The following is a 16488-nucleotide window of genomic DNA, read 5'->3' as shown; positions in this document are numbered from 1 at the left end:
CCGTTTGTCGGACGCGTTCGGCCGGTTTCTGTCGGCCGTGCATATGGAGGCCGATCGCCGGTTCTTCGCACGTTTGGGAATCGCGGGACCGCAGGGGCCACGCGAGAGACACATCGATGGGGGATGGAAAGAATGGCCGGAACTGTCACACACGATCCGCCACCCGCCGCCGGCGGCCGACAGGGCGGACCACTGATCGTCACCGAGGACGCCGAACTCCTCGACGACCTGCTGCGCCTGTGCGCGGCGGCCGGCGCGACACCCGAGGTCCATCCCGGGGTCCCAAAGCACCGCGGCGGCTGGGAGACGGCGCCGCTCGTCCTGGTCGGCGACGACGCCGCACGACGGGTGCGCGGGGCCGCCCGTCGGCACGGGGTGGTACTGGTCGGCCGGGACCAGGACGACTCCGGGGTCTGGCGGCGGGCCGTCGAGATCGGCGCCGACCACGTCCTGATGCTGCCCGACGGCGAGCAGTGGCTCGTCGACCGCATCGCCGACGTGGCCGAGGGCGTCGGTCGCCCCGCGCTCACCGTCGGGGTCATCGGGGGCCGCGGCGGGGCCGGAGCGTCCACGCTCGCGTGCGCCCTCGCCGTCACCTCCGCGCGGGAGGGACTGCGCACCCTCCTGGTGGACGCGGATCCCCTCGGCGGCGGACTCGACGTACTCCTCGGCGGAGAGAGCGCGGAAGGCCTGCGCTGGCCCGCGTTCGCCGCCTCGCGCGGCCGGGTCGGCGGCGGCGCCCTGGAGGAGTCACTCCCCGAACTCCACTCGCTCCGGGTGCTCAGCTGGGACCGCGGCGACTGCGTCGCCATCCCGCCGCAGGCCGTCCGCGCGGTGCTCGCGGCGGCCAGAAGGCGCGGCGGCACGGTCGTGGTCGACCTGCCGCGCCGCATCGACGACGGCGTCGCCGAGGCCCTCGCCCAACTCGACCTGGGCCTCCTGGTGGTCCCCGCCGAGCTGCGCGCCGTCGCCGCGGCCGGCCGGGTGGCGTCCGCCGTCGGCATGGTCCTGCGCGATCTGCGCGTGGCCGTCCGCGGGCCGTACGCCCCCGGCCTCGACGACCGGGAGGTGGCCCGTCTGCTCGGACTGCCACTGGCGGGCGAAGTGCCGCTCGAATCGGGCCTGTTGCGACCCCACGAGGCCAAGGCGCCGCCGGGGGCGGCCGGACGGGGGCCACTGGCGCGGTTCTGCCGGGAGTTCTGGGAGCGGGCGCTGGTCGAGGCGGGTGGCGCATGAGCGGGCTGGTGGGGAGTGGCCTCGGCCCGGCGCCGGGCATGCCCGGCGGGATGCTCGACGGTGTGCGGCGGTGGCTGGCCGAGAGCGGGGGTGAGCCGACGCCCGCGCGGGTGGCGCAGGCGCTGCGGGAGCAGGGGCGGGTGCTGGGGGACGCCGAAGTGCTGGGCGCGGCCGAGCAGTTGCGGTCCGAGCTGGTCGGCAGTGGGCCACTGGAGTCCCTGCTCGCCGATCCTTCGGTGACCGACGTCCTCGTGTCGGCCCCGGACCGGGTGTGGGTCGACCGGGGCGGCGGCCTGGAACTGACCGCCGTCACCTTCCCGGACGCGGCGGCCGTACGACGCCTCGCGCAGCGCCTGGCCGCGGTGGCCGGACGCCGGCTGGACGACGCACGGCCCTGGGCCGACGCCCGGCTGCCCGACGGGACACGCCTGCACGCCGTGCTGCCCCCGGTCGCCGTCGGCTGCACCTGTCTGTCGCTCCGTGTCGTACGACCGCGCGCGTTCACGCTCGGCGAGCTGGTCGCGGCGGGCACGGTCCCGCCGGGCGGCGACCGGATCCTGCGGGCCGTGATCGAGGCCCGGCTGTCCTTCCTGATCAGCGGCGGCACCGGAAGCGGCAAGACGACGCTCCTGAGCGCGCTGCTCGGGCTGGTGGGGCCCGGTGAGCGGATCGTGCTCGCCGAGGACTCCGCGGAGCTGAAGCCGGACCATCCGCACGTCGTACGGCTGGAGAGCAGACCCGCCAACCAGGAGGGCGCCGGCCTCGTCACGCTCCAGGACCTGGTTCGCCAGGCCCTCCGGATGCGGCCGGACCGGCTCGTCGTCGGCGAGGTCCGCGGCCCCGAGGTGGTCCATTTGCTCGCCGCGCTCAACACGGGCCACGAGGGCGGTTGCGGAACCGTGCACGCGAACGCCGCGGCCGATGTCCCCGCCCGCCTGGAGGCCCTGGGCACGGCCGCGGGCCTCGACCGGGCCGCCCTGCACAGCCAGTTGGCGGCGGCGCTGTCGGTGGTCCTGCACCTCGTACGGGACCGGGCCGGGCGGCGCCGGATCGCCGAGGTCCATGTCCTGGAGCGGGACCCGTCGGGTCTGGTGTGCACGGTACCGGCGCTGCGGTGGGGCGCGGAGGCGTTCGCGTACGAGCGGGGGTGGGAGCGGTTGCGGGAGTTGATTCGGGGTGGGGGCGAAGGGGGTCGGGGGCTTGCGGGGCCGACTACGGCGAGCGGGAGTGGTGATGGACATGGGAACGGGTGAGATGTCGGTCGGGGCGGCCGCGGTGTGCGTGGGGGCCCTGGTCTGGCTGATGGGTGGGCGGCAGTCCGGGGCGCGGCGGGCGCAGTTGCTCTTCGCGGACGGTGGGGTGGTGGGCGTCGGGCCGCCCTCGTGGGAGCGGGCCGCCGGTGAACTGCGGCGGATCCGGGGCCGGTTGCGAGCCGAGTGGTGGTCGCTGGGCGTCGGACTGGTGGTGGCGGTACTGGGGGCTTCGGTGGTTCCGGTCGTCGCGGGGGCGGTCGGAGTGCCGTTGCTACGGCGGGTGCGGCTGGCCGGGGAGGCCCGGCGGGCGCGGGAGTCGTGCGGGGACGCGGTGATCGCGCTGTGCTCGACGCTCGCCGGGGAGGTGCGCGCCGGGCGACAGCCGGGGGAGGCGTTGCTGCGGGCCGCGCTCGACTCCGGCGGGCTCGGGGAGGCGCAGGCCGCGGTGTTGGCGGCGGCGCGGTTCGGCGGGGACGTGCCGGGTGCGCTCACCTCGGCGGCCCGACAGCCGGGCGCGGACGGTCTGTTGGGGCTCGCCGCGTGCTGGCGGGTGGCCGTGGACCAGGGGGCCGGACTCGCCGCGGGACTCGACCGGCTCGAAGGGGCGTTGCGCGCGGACCGGGACCAACGGGCCGATCTGCGCGCCCAGTTGGCCGGCGCCAGGGCCACCGCCGTGATGCTCTCCGGACTGCCGGTGCTCGGCCTGCTGCTCGGCGCGGCGATGGGCGCCGATCCGCTGCGGGTGCTGCTGCACAGCGGGGCGGGGTTGGGGTGCCTGTTGGTCGGGGGGTTGCTGGAGGGCCTGGGGATGTGGTGGGCGCTGCGGATCGTGGGCGGGGTGGAGGCGGCGTGAGCGAGGTCGCCGTGTGTCGGAGCCGGAGAAGGGGGGACCGCGTGAGTGCGGAAGTTGTCCACAGGCTGGGGGTGACCCTGGGGGCGTTGCTGGTCGTGGGGTGGTTGGTGCGGTGGCTGGACGCGCTGCGGCGCGAGCGGCGGGCTCGGCGACGGCTGGCCGGGCTGCTGCCCCGGGAAGCTCGCGAGATGCGGGAGGGCCGGGAGGTTCGCGAAGTCCCGGTCGCCGGGCGGCGGTTCGAGGCTCGGGACGTCGCGCGGCGGTGGTTGCCCGTGGCGGGAGTCGTGGGTGCCGGGTGGGTGTTGGTCGGTGGGGTCGCCGGAGTCGTGGTGGGCGGGGCTGTCGCACTCGGGCTGCGGCGGTGGCGCCGTAGGCAGATGGGCGGCGACAGCGGAGCCGAGCGGGATGCGGCCTCGGCCGCCCGCCAACTCCCGCTCGCCGCCGATCTGCTGGCCGCCTGCATCGCCGCCGGGGCCTCACCGGTGATCGCCGCCCAAGCGGTGGGAGAGGCCCTCGCGGGACCCGTGGGGGAACGGCTGGCGCGGGCGGCGGCGGAGGTACGGCTCGGTGGCGAACCGGCCGACGCCTGGCGGAGGTTGGCCGCGCTCCCGGGCGCCGGCCCGCTGGCGAGGCTGCTCGAACGGGCCGACGAGTCGGGGCTCCCCGCCGCCGGACCGGTCGCACGGCTCGCGGCGGAGGCCCGCGCCGACTGGACCCGCACCGCGACGGCACGGGCCCGGCGGGCGGCCGTCCTGATCACCGCACCGGTGGGGCTGTGCTTCCTGCCCGCGTTCATCGCGGTCGGCGTACTGCCCGTGGTGATCGGGCTCGCGGGCGGGGCGACGGGAAGGGGCGGCGGCTGATCCGACAACCAAGCAACCAAGCAACCAAGCAATCGAGCAGCCAGGCAATCGAGCAACTGAACCGACAGGAACCTCACGGGGGTTGAGATGTACAAGGCAGTGCAGGGAGTACGGGCAGCGGCGGTACGGGTGGTCCGAGCGGTACGGGTACGGGCGCGGCTCGGCGCCGTAGCGCGCCGGGACGCCGGTATGGCCACGGCTGAATACGCGATGGGGCTGGTCGCGGCGGTGGCGTTCGCCGTGGTGCTCTACAAGGTGGTGACCAGCGGAGCGGTCAGCACGGAGCTCCAGGACATCGTGAAGCGGGCCCTCGATGCGAAGGTGTGAACGCCCGCGCGGCGACGGGGGGTTCGTGACGGCCGAGGCGGCCGTGGTCCTGCCCGTGCTGGTGATGTTCGCGATGGCGCTGGTGTGGGGGCTCCTGGTGGTGGCCGCCCAGATCCAGTGCGTGGACGCGGCGCGGTCGGGCGCCCGTGCGGCGGCCCGGCAGGATCCTGCCGACGCGGTCGTCCGGGTGACCCGGGACACGGCACCGCGTGACGCGAGGATCACCGTCTCCCGGGAGGGCGACCAGGTCCATGTGGCCGTGGTCGCGAAGCCACCGATGCTCGGCGGCCTGCCCTTCGAGGTGCGGGAGGAGGCCGTGGCGGTGGCGGAGGAGACGGTGGGCGAGGGGAGGCCGGGGCCGTGAGGTGTCGTATGCCCGCTCTGGGGCGCAGGAGACTCCGGCATCCGGGCCCGGACTCGGACCGTGGGTCCGCCACCGTGTGGAGCCTGGGCGCGATGGCCGTGATGTGTGTCGTGTTCGGGGTCGTGCTCGCCCTGGGGCAGGCCGTCGTGGCCCGGCATCGCGCGGCCGGCGGTGCGGATCTCGCGGCCCTCGCGGCGGCCGACCACTGGGCGGAGGGCGGTGCGGGGGCCTGTGCCCGGGCGGAGCGGGTGGCTCGGGCGCAGGGGACGCGGCTGGTGCGGTGCGCGGTCGTGGGGGAGACGTCGGACGTGACGGCGGCGGCCGGCCTGGGACCGTTCGCGGCGGAGGTCAGGGCACGGGCGGGACCTGCGGGGCCTGTGCCGCCACCGGCGCCCGCACCGTCCCCTGCGATGCCGGTGCCTCCCGCAACAGCTCCGTGAGCAACCGCACCGCCCCCCGCTTGTGCAACGGCTCGTTGCCGTTGCCGCACTTGGGGGACTGGATGCAGGACGGGCAGCCGGCGTCGCACTCGCAGGAGGCGATGGCCTGGAGTGTGGCGGTGAGCCAGGCGCGGGCGGTGTGGAAGGCGCGCTCGGCGAAGCCCGCGCCGCCGGGATGGCCGTCGTAGACGAAGACCGTCGGCAGCAGCGTGTCGGGGTGCAGGGGCACCGAGACTCCGCCGATGTCCCAGCGGTCGCAGGTGGCGAAGAGGGGGAGCATGCCGATCGAGGCGTGTTCGGCGGCGTGCAGGGCGCCGCCGAGGATCTCGGGGTTGATGCGGGCGGCGTCGAGCTGGTCCTCGGTGACCGTCCACCACACCGCGCGGGTGCGGAGCGTACGAGGAGGGAGGTCGAGTTTCGACTCGCCGAGGACTTCGCCGGTGATGACACGTCTGCGGAGGAAGGAGACGACCTGGTTGGTGACTTCGACCGAGCCGTAGCACAAGCGGCCCTGACCCCAGGGGAGTTCGATGTCCGTCTCCAGGACGGAGATCGCCGTGGTGTCGCGGGCGACCGTCGAATAGGGAGGGTTCGCCTCCTCGACCAGTGCGACCGAGTCCTCCAGGTCCAGGGAGCGCACCAGGTATGTGCGGCCCTGGTGGAGGTGGACCGCGCCCTCGTGGACGGTGGTGTGGGAGGCGGCCTCGTCGACCGTGCCCAGCAGGCGGCCCGTGCCGTTCTCGACGACCTGTACCGGGCTTCCGCCCCCGCCGCGGATGTCGGTGAGGTCGGCGGCCCGTTCCCGGCGCGTCCAGTGCCAGGCCTTCGCCCGGCGGCGGAGCAGCTTCGCGGCCTCCAACTGCGGCAGCAGGTCCGCAGTGGCCGGGCCGAAGAGTTCCAAGTCGTCGTCGGTGAGCGGGAGTTCCGACGCCGCCGCGCACAGGTGGGGGGCCAGGACGTACGGGTTGTCCGGGTCCAGGACCGTGGACTCCACCGGCTGGTCGAACAGGGCCTCCGGGTGGTGGACGAGGAAGGTGTCCAGGGGGTCGTCGCGGGCCACCAGGACGGCCAGGGCGCCCTGGCCGGAGCGTCCGGCGCGGCCCGCCTGCTGCCACAGGGAGGCGCGGGTGCCGGGGTAGCCGGCGATCAGGACGGCGTCCAACCCCGAGACGTCGATGCCGAGTTCGAGGGCGGTGGTGGCGGCGAGGCCGAGCAACTCGCCGGAGTGGAGGGCGCGTTCGAGGGCGCGCCGCTCCTCGGGGAGGTAGCCGCCCCGGTAGGCGGCGACCCGCCGGGCCAGTGAACGGTCGACCTCGGCGAGGCGTTCCTGGGCGATCAGGGCGATCAGCTCGGCGCCGCGCCGGGAGCGTACGAAGGCCACCGAGCGGACGCCCTGGACGGTGAGGTCGGTCAGCAGGTCGGCCGTCTCGGCGGTGGCCGAACGGCGGACCGGGGCGCCCTTCTCGCCGTGCAGTTCGGTGAGCGGGGGCTCCCAGAGGGCGAACACCAACTCGCCGCGGGGTGAGGCGTCGTCGGCGACCTCGACCACTGGGAGGCCGGTGAGGCGGCGGGCCGCGACCGAGGGCTCGGCGGCCGTGGCGGAGGCGAGGAGGAAGACGGGGGAGGAGCCGTAGCGGGCGCAGAGGCGGCGCAGGCGGCGCAGCACCTGGGCGACGTGGGAGCCGAAGACGCCCCGGTAGGTGTGGCACTCGTCGATGACCACGTACTTCAGGGACTTCAGGAAGGAGGACCAGCGCGGGTGCGAGGGCAATATGCCGCGGTGGAGCATGTCGGGGTTGGTCAGGACGTAGTTGGCGTACTGGCGTACCCACTCGCGCTCTTCGAACGGAGTGTCGCCGTCGTACACGGCCGGGCGAACGGCATTGCCCAGAGGTTGTGAAAGTTCCTTCACGGAACGGAGCTGGTCGGCCGCCAGGGCCTTCGTGGGGGCCAGGTACAGGGCGGTGGTGCCGCGGCCGTTCGGCGCCTCGGAGCCGTCGAGGAGCGCCGAGAGGACCGGTACCAGATAAGCCAGCGACTTGCCCGAAGCGGTGCCTGTGGCAACGATCACTGACTCGCCGTCGAGGGCGTGCTCGGCGGCCTGTGCCTGGTGGGCCCAGGGGTGTTCGATACCGGCTTCCTGGACGGTGGCGATCACCTCCGCACGAATCCGGTCAGGCCAGACGGCATGGCGGCCCTCACGTGGGGGCAAGTGCTCCGTATGAGTGATGCGCGAAGCCCGGCTCGGTCCGGACGCGAGCCGGTCCAGAACCGTGCCCGGCGAGAGCCCGGACACGGGGTTCGCCGAGGGTCGATCGGATCGCTGATTCTTGGCCATCGGCACCGAGTGTGTCACTGGCGTGACGGACAATGGAGCCAAGGCGTCGTGCACGCCCTGCGGTAAGTGATTGAATGCCATCGCGGCTGGCGAACCGTCCTGGGGGCTCTGCCGAGGTGTCCCATGGGATGACCGCTCGATAGCAAGGTGCTGGAGGATCCGTGGACCTGTCCCTGTCGACCCGTACCGTCGGCGATCGTACGGTCGTCGAGGTCGGTGGCGAAATCGACGTATATACCGCGCCCAAGTTGCGCGAACAGCTGGTCGAGCTGGTGAACGACGGGAGTTTCCACCTCGTCGTCGACATGGAGGGCGTCGACTTTCTCGACTCCACCGGGCTCGGTGTGCTGGTCGGCGGCCTGAAGCGGGTGCGTGCCCACGAGGGCTCGCTGCGCCTGGTCTGCAACCAGGAGCGCATTCTGAAGATCTTCCGTATCACCGGCCTCACCAAGGTGTTCCCGATTCACACCTCGGTCGAGGAAGCGGTGGCGGCCACCGACTGACCGACCGTTCAGGGAGCGGCCAGCGACCGCTCCCCGATCGGCCGTATAGACGACCGGTGGACCGGGCTTTCGGCAGCCCGGCCCTCCGACAGCACGCCCGTAGTCCCGAGGGGGATGCATGGCCACCGTTGAACTCCGCTTCAGCGCGCTGCCCGAGCACGTCAGGACCGCCCGACTGGTGGCGGCAGCGGTGGCGCGGAGGGCCGGAGTGGACGAGGCCGTACTCGACGAGGTGAGACTCGCCGTCGGCGAGGCCTGCACCCGTGCCGTCGGGCTGCACCAGAGCGGCGGAATCACCTCTCCGGTGAAGGTGCTGCTGATCGAGGAGGAGAAGCAGTTCTCCATCGAGGTCGGCGACGAGGCACCACGCTCGGCCCCCGGCGACAAGGCGCCCGGGGCGCTGGGTGAGGATCCGGACGCGGAGACCGAGGAGGACGAGATGGGCCTCGCTGTCATCAGTGGGCTCGTCGACGACGTCGAGGTCACCGCGGGAGAGCACGGCGGATCGATCCGCATGACCTGGCCGACCACACCGCCGGCCGCGCCGCTCTCCTGAGTTCTGAGCCGTTCCGCCCCGATATCATTACCCCGAAGGGCCCTACTGAGTAGGGCCCTTCGGCATGTCCGGCCCCGGGTGGCAGTCGTACAGTGATCACGACAGCGTTTTCGTGAATTCATTCACGATCAATCCACCGACAATTTGATCAAGCGCCAATGCTTTTAAGGCATTACTATGCGAAGGCCAATTCCGTTTGCCGCGCACTGTTTTGATCAGGTTCCGGTACCTACAATCCGTCCACATCTCTTGAGCTCAGCACAGGCGTCAAGGAGGACGAATGGCGGGGCTTTCTACCCCTCAGCAGTTGGACCACCCCACAACCTTCGCAGCCGCAGTCCTGACCCACGACAACCGCATCCTCGTGATGGTGATCGCCGTCGTGGCACTCGCAGCGCTCGTGGTCGCGGGCATCCTGGTCCGCCAGGTACTCGCGGCCGGTGAGGGCACCGACAGCATGAAGAAGATCGCGGCAGCGGTCCAGGAAGGCGCCAACGCCTATCTGGGACGCCAGTTGCGCACGGTCGGCGTATTCGCCGTGATCGTGTTCTTCCTGCTTCTGCTGCTGCCCGCGGACGACTGGAATCAGCGCGCCGGGCGATCGATCTTCTTCCTGATCGGTGCGGCGTTCTCGGCGACCACCGGATATACCGGTATGTGGCTCGCCGTGCGCAGTAATGTCCGTGTCGCCGCGGCGGCCCGGGAAGCGACCCCGGCGGAGGGTGAGCCGGAAAAGGATCTCACCGCCGTCTCGCACAAAGCAATGAAGATCGCTTTCCGCACGGGCGGCGTCGTCGGCATGTTCACGGTGGGGCTCGGTCTGCTCGGCGCCTCCTGCGTGGTGCTGGTGTACGCGGCCAACGCGCCGAAGGTGCTGGAGGGATTCGGCCTCGGCGCGGCCCTCATCGCCATGTTCATGAGGGTCGGCGGCGGCATCTTCACCAAGGCGGCCGACGTCGGCGCCGACCTCGTCGGCAAGGTCGAGAAGGGTATTCCGGAGGACGACCCGCGCAATGCCGCGACCATCGCCGACAACGTGGGCGACAATGTCGGCGACTGCGCTGGTATGGCGGCCGACCTCTTCGAGTCGTACGCCGTCACGCTGGTCGCCGCGCTGATCCTCGGCAAGGCGGCGTTCGGCGACTCCGGGCTCGCCTTCCCGCTGCTCGTGCCGGCGATCGGTGTGATCACCGCCATGATCGGCATCTTCGCGGTGGCGCCACGCCGGGCCGACCGCAGCGGCATGTCCGCGATCAACCGGGGGTTCTTCATCTCCGCGGTGATCTCGCTCGTGCTGGTGGCGGTCGCGGTCTTCGTCTACCTGCCGTCGTCCTACGCCGACCTCGACGGGGTCACCGACGCGGCGATCAAGGTCAAGGACGGCGATCCGCGGATCCTCGCGCTCGTCGCCGTGGCCATCGGCATCGTGCTCGCCGCGCTGATCCAGCAGTTGACCGGCTACTTCACGGAGACGAACCGCCGTCCCGTGATGGACATCGGCAAGACCTCGCTCACCGGTCCGGCCACCGTCATCCTCGCGGGCATCTCGCTGGGTCTCGAATCGGCCGTCTACACCGCCCTGTTGATCGGTCTCGCCGTCTACGGCGCGTTCCTGCTGGGCGGCGCCTCGATCATGCTGGCGCTGTTCGCGGTGGCGCTGGCCGGCACTGGGCTGCTCACCACGGTCGGTGTGATCGTCGCCATGGACACCTTCGGGCCGGTCTCCGACAACGCGCAGGGCATCGCCGAGATGTCCGGCGACGTCGAGGGCGCGGGCGCGCAGGTGCTCACCAACCTGGACGCGGTGGGCAACACCACCAAGGCCATCACCAAGGGCATCGCCATCGCCACCGCCGTCCTGGCGGCGTCGGCGCTCTTCGGGTCGTACCGGGACGCGATCGTCACCGGCGCACACGATGTGGGCGAGAAGGTCTCGGGAGCGGGCGCGCCGCTCAACCTGATGATGGACATCTCCCAGCCCAACAACCTGGTGGGGCTCATCGTCGGCGCCGCGGTCGTCTTCCTCTTCTCGGGGCTCGCGATCAACGCGGTCTCGCGGTCGGCGGGGGCCGTGGTCTACGAGGTGCGGCGGCAGTTCCGCGAGCACCCCGGGATCATGGACTACAGCGAGACACCGGAGTACGGCCGCGTCGTCGACATCTGCACCAAGGACGCGCTGCGCGAACTGGCCACGCCGGGCCTGCTCGCCGTGCTCACCCCGATCGCGGTCGGGTTCACGCTCGGGGTCGGCGCGCTCGGCTCGTTCCTCGCGGGCGCGATCGGCACCGGCACGCTGATGGCGGTCTTCCTCGCGAACTCGGGCGGTGCCTGGGACAACGCGAAGAAACTCGTCGAGGACGGCAACCACGGCGGCAAGGGCAGCGAGGCCCATGCCGCCACGGTGATCGGCGACACGGTCGGCGACCCGTTCAAGGACACCGCCGGTCCGGCGATCAACCCGCTGCTGAAGGTGATGAACCTCGTCGCGCTGCTCATCGCGCCCGCGGTCATCAAGTTCAGCTACGGCGCCGACAAGAACATCGGGGTGCGCATCGCGATCGCGGTGCTCGCGTTCCTGGTGATCGTCGTCGCGGTGTACATCTCCAAGCGGCGCGGGATCGCCGTGGGGGACGAGGGTGATGCCGAACGGACGACCAAGTCGGCGGATCCCGCGGTGGTTTCGTAGGCGGTCCTACGGGGCCCGATTCGGGGGCTCTTGCGAGGTCCCGATCAACCCGATCAAAAGGCGGGCGGGCGGCGCGAGTTGTGGGCGCCGCCCGCCCGTTCTGTGTGTGTTCAGGGCCTCGCCGTGAGCCTTCTCTCGCTTGGCGCAAATGGTCCCAAAAGCTCCCCTATCGGTCCTTGGGTCCGGGGGTGCGGCCTGTGCGGCGTGTATGTTCCGGGGCCGAGAGCCATGGAAGGGACCAATCCGGTGAACAAGAAGCTCGCGGCCGCACTGTCCGGCGGTGCGGTACTGGTACTGGCGCTGTCGGGATGCGGCGGCAGCGGCGACGACACGGACGCCAAGCTGGGCTCCTGGGCCAAGCAGGTCTGCCTCGCCGTACAGCCGCAGGCGAAGAAGATCGAGGCCGCCAACACGGCGATCCAGAAGGAGACCTCGGACAACAGCACCCCGGCACAGGTCCGGCAGACAGACTCGCAGGCCTTCCAGGACATGTCCGACGCCTACAAGGCGATCGGGGCCGCCGTGAACAGCGCCGGCGCGCCGGACGTCGACAACGGCGCGACGAAGCAGCAGAACGCCGTCAAGGAGCTCAACGACATCTCCGCGTCGTACGCCGCCCTGAAGAAGCAGGTCGACGGGCTCGACGTCAAGGACCAGGCGAAGTTCGCGGACGGCCTCAAGGGCATCGCGACCTCGCTGGACAAGCTCAGCAGCAGCGGCAACGACGCCCTGAAGACCCTCGAAGAGGGCGATGTCGGCAAGGCCATGACCAAGCAGGAGGCCTGCAAGTCGGCGTCCGCGTCGGCCTCGTCCGGAACCGCATGACCTCGCCCGGTGAACGGCGCCTCCTGTAGGAGGCGATCTTTCAGTGACTGAAAGATGCCCCGGTACGCGTGCGTGCCGGGGCCTTCGCACGCGCGGGCACGTTGTCGGCCGGAGCGGCCACAATGGGGGCGTGAGTAACTCCACCCCGCCCACGCTGCCCGCAGCCGACCGCCCCGAGGTCGCCGCCCGGCTCCGGGACGCCCTGCTCGGCGCCTCCTTCACCGCCGACGGACTGCTCGACCTGCTCGGCGCCCCCGCGTACGCGGCGCTGGCCCGCAGCGAGACCTTGCCGGCCCTCCGCGCGACCCGGGGCGACACCCCGCTGGAGACCCTGGTCCGCCTGTTCCTGCTCCAGCAGCCCGTCCCGCACGCACGCGTACGGGACGTCCTTCCCGTCGCCGCGTGCGTGGACAGCGGCTGGCTGGCGCCCGTGGGCGGCGACGAGGTCGCCGCGACCGTGGACGTACGGCCCTACGGCGGGCCCGGCGGCGAGGACTGGTTCATCGTGTCCGACCTGGGATGCGCCGTCGGCGGGGCCGGCGGGATCGGCAGCCGGGAGGAAGCCGTCGTCCTCGGGGTGGGCGGCGCGTCCACGACCCTCGCGGGCATCACCGTACGGACGCCGGTGGCCGCGGCGCTCGACCTCGGCACCGGTTCCGGCATCCAGGCCCTGCACGCGGCACAGCACGCCACGCGCGTGACGGCCACCGACGTCAACCCGCGCGCCCTGCACATCACCGCGCTCACCCTGGCGCTGTCCGGCGCACCGGCGGCCGACCTCCGCGAGGGCTCGCTGTTCGACCCGGTCCGCGACGACGAGACGTACGACCTGATCGTCTCGAACCCGCCCTTCGTGATCTCGCCCGGCGCCCGGCTCACCTACCGCGACGGCGGGATGGGCGGGGACGATCTGTGCCGGTCGCTCGTTCAGCGGGCGGGGGATCATCTGCGCGAGGGCGGATTCGCGCAGTTCCTCGCCAACTGGCAGCACGTGGAGGGGGAGGACTGGCAGGACCGGCTCAGGTCGTGGGTGCCGCGCGGGTGCGACGCGTGGATCGTGCAGCGCGAGGTCCAGGACGTCACCCAGTACGCCGAGTTGTGGCTCAGGGACGCCGGCGACCACCGAGGCGACCCGGCCGCGTACGAGGCGCTCTACGACGCGTGGCTCGACGAGTTCGAGGCGCGCAAGGTGAAAGCCGTGGGCTTCGGCTGGATCACGCTGCGCAGGACGGCGTCTGACGCACCCTCCATCACCGTCGAGGAGTGGCCGCACCCGGTCGAGCAGCCGCTCGGCGACACCGTGCGCGCTCATTTCGACCGGGTCGACCGGCTGCGCGCCCTTGACGACGCGGCCCTGCTCGCCGCCCACTTCAGGCTCGCCGACGAGGTCATCCAGGAACAGGTCGGCCTGCCCGGCGCCGAGGACCCCGAGCACGTCGTGCTGCGCCAGCACCGCGGCATGCGCCGGGCCACCAAGGTGGACACGGTCGGCGCGGGCTTCGCCGGCGTCTGCGACGGCAGCCTGAGCGCGGGCCGCATCCTGGATGCGATCGCCCAACTCGTGGGCGAGGACCCGGTGCTGCTCCGCGACCGGACACCGGCGCAGATCCGGCTGTTGGTGGAGCAGGGGTTCCTGGAGTCCACCGACTGACCGCCCGCGGCGGCCGGTTCGCCGATTTTCCGGCCTCGCGCCGCGCCCGCGCCCGTCACGCCTGAGGCCTGTCCGCACCACTGGGCCGCCTGTGTTCCCGCCCGGCGGGATCGGTGGGATTGGTACGGAAAGGCCCTCTTGTCAGTGGCGGGTGCGAGGCTACCTTCGGAGACAGGTTCCACGCGTCCTCGGGGGAGGCGCGCCGTCTCGGGGGAGGCGTGATGGCCGGGGATACGCCGGAGCAGGGTGAGGGCAGGATCGTCAACGGCCGCTACCGGCTGCTGCGCACGCTGGGCGCCGGCGGCATGGGGCGCGTATGGCTCGCGTACGACGAGGAGTTGGCCTGCGAGGTCGCCATCAAGGAGATCTCGCTGCCGGACGTCCCGAGGGACGCGAGCGAGCCCGCGCACCGCATCGCGCGGGCCCGCAGCGAGGCCCGGCACGCCGCCCGGCTGCGCGGCCACCCGCATGTGGCGACAGTGCACGACGTGGTGATCCACGAGGGCCTGCCGTGGATCGTCATGGAGTACGTCCCCGACGGCGTCGACCTCCAGGCGGTCGTCCGGCGCTCCGGCCCGCTGCCGCCCGCGCAGGTCGCCCGCATCGGCCTCGCGGTCCTCGACGCGCTCACCGCCGGGCACCGCATCGGCATCCTGCACCGGGACGTGAAACCGGCCAACATCCTTCTGGCGCCCAACGCTTCGGGCGATCCGTACGCGCGCGTGCTGCTCACCGACTACGGCATCGCGCTCCAGCCCGAGTCCCGCGAACCCCGGCTCACCGCCACCGCAGGCATCCTCGGCACCCCCGGCTATCTCGCCCCCGAGCGGGCCCGCGGCGAGCCGCCCACCCCGGCCGCCGACCTGTTCTCCCTGGGCGCCACGCTGTACGCCGCCGTCGAGGGCCGCGGCCCCTTCGACCGACACGGCGACTACGCGACCCTCACGGCCCTGCTCGGCGAGGAGCCCACGCCCGCCGTCCGCGCGGGCGAACTGGCGCCCGTGCTCCAGGGGTTGCTGGTCAAGGACCCGGTCCTGAGGTCCACACCGGAGACGGCGGCACACGGTCTGGAGCGGGTCGCGCTGTCGGCCGGTCCGGTACCGGGGCACACGCCGGTGCCGGAGGGTTTCGGCCCGGCACCGGGCGGCTGGTCCACCCCCGAACGGCCGCCGGGCAGCGCCGGCTTCGGACCTCCGGGCCATGTCCCTGCCGGACCACAGGGCCAGGTGCAGGGCGGCCCGCCCGGATACGCCGTGGGCGGCGGTCCCTACGGCCCCGGAACGCCGGGTGGCCCCGGGGCCACCCACCAGAGCCCCGCGCCGTACGGTGATCGGCCCGCGGCCGCCCTGGGGGGCTTCACGCCCGCGGGCCGGCTCACGCCGGGCACCCCGAACACCCCGCAGACGCCCGGCGCACCGCCCACCCCCAACACGCCGAACACCCCGGGCGGCCCCGCGTCGCCGTACGCCCCGCAGGGGCAGGCCGGTTCGGGCGGGTCGTACGGCCAGTGGAATCCGTACGCGAACAGCCCCACGATGTCCTACCAGGGGGCCTATCCCGGTGCCCGGCAGGAGCCCTACCAGGGCGGCGCGGTCCCGCCGCCGTACGCGGGCGGTCAGGGGCCGACGTATCCCGGCGGCCCGGGAGCCGTCGGCAGCGGGCCGCCCGGTGGGAGCCGGCGCCGGAAGCCGGTCGCGGTGGTCGTCGCCCTCGTGGCGGCGGTCGCGCTGGTGGTCGCGGGCGGGGTGTGGGCGGTGACCACGCTGACCGGCGGCAAGGACACGGCGGCGACGAAGAAGGCGTCCCCGTCCGTGTCGGCGTCGCCGACGGGCTCCGAGTATCCGTACGGCCAGGAGGTCGGGCTCAAGAAGGCGCTGCAGACCGGCGATTGCGTGCACGCGGTGTGGACCGGGACGGCGTTCCGGTCGCGGCCCAACCTCGGGGTCGTGAGCTGCGCGCACGACGTTCCGGACGGCCAGGTGATGGCGGTCGACACGGCGAGCGACTTCGCCGACGCCCGCGACCACGGGGCCGAGCGGTGCGCGGGCAAGGCGAAGGCGGCGGCCGACTCCCTGGCCGACGCGGACGTCTACGCCCTGACGCCGACACAGGCGGGCTTCGGGGCGGCCGGGGGCGGTACGGCGTGTCTCGTACTCGGCCGTCATGTGCCGATCGGCGGCGAGATAGGGCGCTTCCGGGACACCGGGTCGAACGTGTGGACCACCGAGATGAGCGTCGGCGACTGCTGGCTGTACGTCGACCACAAGACGTACTTCACCGCGACCCTGGCCGACTGCGCCGATCAGCACACGGACCAGGTGATCGGTTTTGTGACGGCTCCGAAGACCATGGCGTTCGAGGAGGCGCTGCAGCAGGGGAACAAGCTGTGCGGCAACAAGTTCGAGTCGACTTGGGCACCCGGATCCGACCGCTCCGTCTACGGGTATCTGTCCGACGAGAACAACTGGAAGGCCGGATTCAACTCGGTCGTGTGCACGGTGGGCCAGGCGGACCACTCGCGGACGACCGGGGCGATATCGTCCTCGGGCACGGCCGCCTGAGGGTTGTGCGCCGCGAATTCACCGGGGGTTGG

At 72.5% G+C, this 16488-nt stretch carries 14 protein-coding genes; 13 read left to right on the top strand and 1 reads right to left on the bottom strand.

What is annotated here, in order from left to right; genetic code table 11:
- Window positions 1-132 precede the first annotated feature (132 nt).
- The 7 genes from ssd (at window position 133) to AB0I51_RS37585 (ending at window position 5336) form a co-directional block, all read left to right on the top strand.
- Entirely contained in the window at window positions 133-1236 is a 1104-nt protein-coding gene (gene ssd / locus AB0I51_RS37615) for a septum site-determining protein Ssd (RefSeq protein WP_362982882.1), read from the top strand.
- On the top strand, window positions 1233-2489 hold the full coding sequence (locus AB0I51_RS37610) for a TadA family conjugal transfer-associated ATPase (RefSeq protein WP_362982881.1): 1257 nt from the start codon (window positions 1233-1235) through the stop codon (window positions 2487-2489). The genes ssd and AB0I51_RS37610 overlap by 4 nt, the downstream gene beginning before the upstream one ends.
- Window positions 2470-3342, top strand: a complete 873-nt coding sequence (locus tag AB0I51_RS37605; protein WP_362982880.1) for a type II secretion system F family protein — start codon at window positions 2470-2472, stop codon at window positions 3340-3342. Before AB0I51_RS37610 ends, AB0I51_RS37605 begins: the two co-directional genes overlap by 20 nt.
- Window positions 3343-3383: 41 nt before the next feature.
- Window positions 3384-4205, top strand: coding sequence for a type II secretion system F family protein (locus AB0I51_RS37600; RefSeq protein WP_362982879.1), 822 nt, complete (start codon window positions 3384-3386; stop codon window positions 4203-4205).
- 87 nt (window positions 4206-4292) lie between these two features.
- The gene (locus AB0I51_RS37595; protein ID WP_362982878.1) at window positions 4293-4532 is read left to right on the top strand and encodes a DUF4244 domain-containing protein; all 240 of its coding nucleotides are present in this window, start codon (window positions 4293-4295) and stop codon (window positions 4530-4532) included.
- On the top strand, window positions 4519-4896 hold the full coding sequence (locus tag AB0I51_RS37590) for a TadE family type IV pilus minor pilin (protein ID WP_362982877.1): 378 nt from the start codon (window positions 4519-4521) through the stop codon (window positions 4894-4896). Before AB0I51_RS37595 ends, AB0I51_RS37590 begins: the two co-directional genes overlap by 14 nt.
- Before the next feature lie 8 nt (window positions 4897-4904).
- Window positions 4905-5336, top strand: a complete 432-nt coding sequence (locus tag AB0I51_RS37585; protein WP_362982876.1) for an Rv3654c family TadE-like protein — start codon at window positions 4905-4907, stop codon at window positions 5334-5336.
- Here the strand turns inward: AB0I51_RS37585 and AB0I51_RS37580 are convergent.
- The gene (locus tag AB0I51_RS37580; protein WP_362982875.1) at window positions 5245-7755 is read right to left on the bottom strand and encodes a DEAD/DEAH box helicase; all 2511 of its coding nucleotides are present in this window, start codon (window positions 7753-7755) and stop codon (window positions 5245-5247) included. The two genes, AB0I51_RS37585 and AB0I51_RS37580, sit on opposite strands and share 92 nt — an antisense overlap.
- An 80-nt stretch (window positions 7756-7835) precedes the next feature.
- Here AB0I51_RS37580 and bldG point away from each other — a divergent pair, with 80 nt between their 5' ends.
- From bldG to AB0I51_RS37550, 6 genes are all read left to right on the top strand, one after another.
- Window positions 7836-8177, top strand: a complete 342-nt coding sequence (gene bldG / locus AB0I51_RS37575) for an anti-sigma factor antagonist BldG (protein WP_003975386.1) — start codon at window positions 7836-7838, stop codon at window positions 8175-8177.
- A 118-nt stretch (window positions 8178-8295) separates the two neighbouring features.
- A complete protein-coding gene (locus AB0I51_RS37570; RefSeq protein ID WP_362982874.1) occupies window positions 8296-8733 on the top strand; it encodes an ATP-binding protein in 438 nt (145 codons plus the stop codon).
- A gap of 280 nt (window positions 8734-9013) precedes the next feature.
- Complete coding sequence (locus AB0I51_RS37565; RefSeq protein ID WP_362982873.1) at window positions 9014-11419, top strand: sodium-translocating pyrophosphatase; 2406 nt, start codon at window positions 9014-9016, stop codon at window positions 11417-11419.
- 228 nt (window positions 11420-11647) lie between these two features.
- Window positions 11648-12244, top strand: a complete 597-nt coding sequence (locus tag AB0I51_RS37560) for a small secreted protein (protein WP_362982872.1) — start codon at window positions 11648-11650, stop codon at window positions 12242-12244.
- 130 nt (window positions 12245-12374) lie between these two features.
- Window positions 12375-13895, top strand: coding sequence for a class I SAM-dependent methyltransferase (locus tag AB0I51_RS37555; protein ID WP_362982871.1), 1521 nt, complete (start codon window positions 12375-12377; stop codon window positions 13893-13895).
- A 221-nt stretch (window positions 13896-14116) separates the two neighbouring features.
- Complete coding sequence (locus AB0I51_RS37550; RefSeq protein ID WP_362982870.1) at window positions 14117-16456, top strand: protein kinase; 2340 nt, start codon at window positions 14117-14119, stop codon at window positions 16454-16456.
- The last annotated feature ends 32 nt before the right edge of the window (window positions 16457-16488 follow it).

Origin of the sequence: Streptomyces sp. NPDC050549, assembly GCF_040655035.1 — a bacterium.
In the GTDB taxonomy this organism is placed as follows: domain Bacteria; phylum Actinomycetota; class Actinomycetes; order Streptomycetales; family Streptomycetaceae; genus Streptomyces.
The sequence above is the reverse complement of the archived record's forward strand: the minus strand, read 5'-3'. Positions and strand labels throughout refer to the sequence as shown.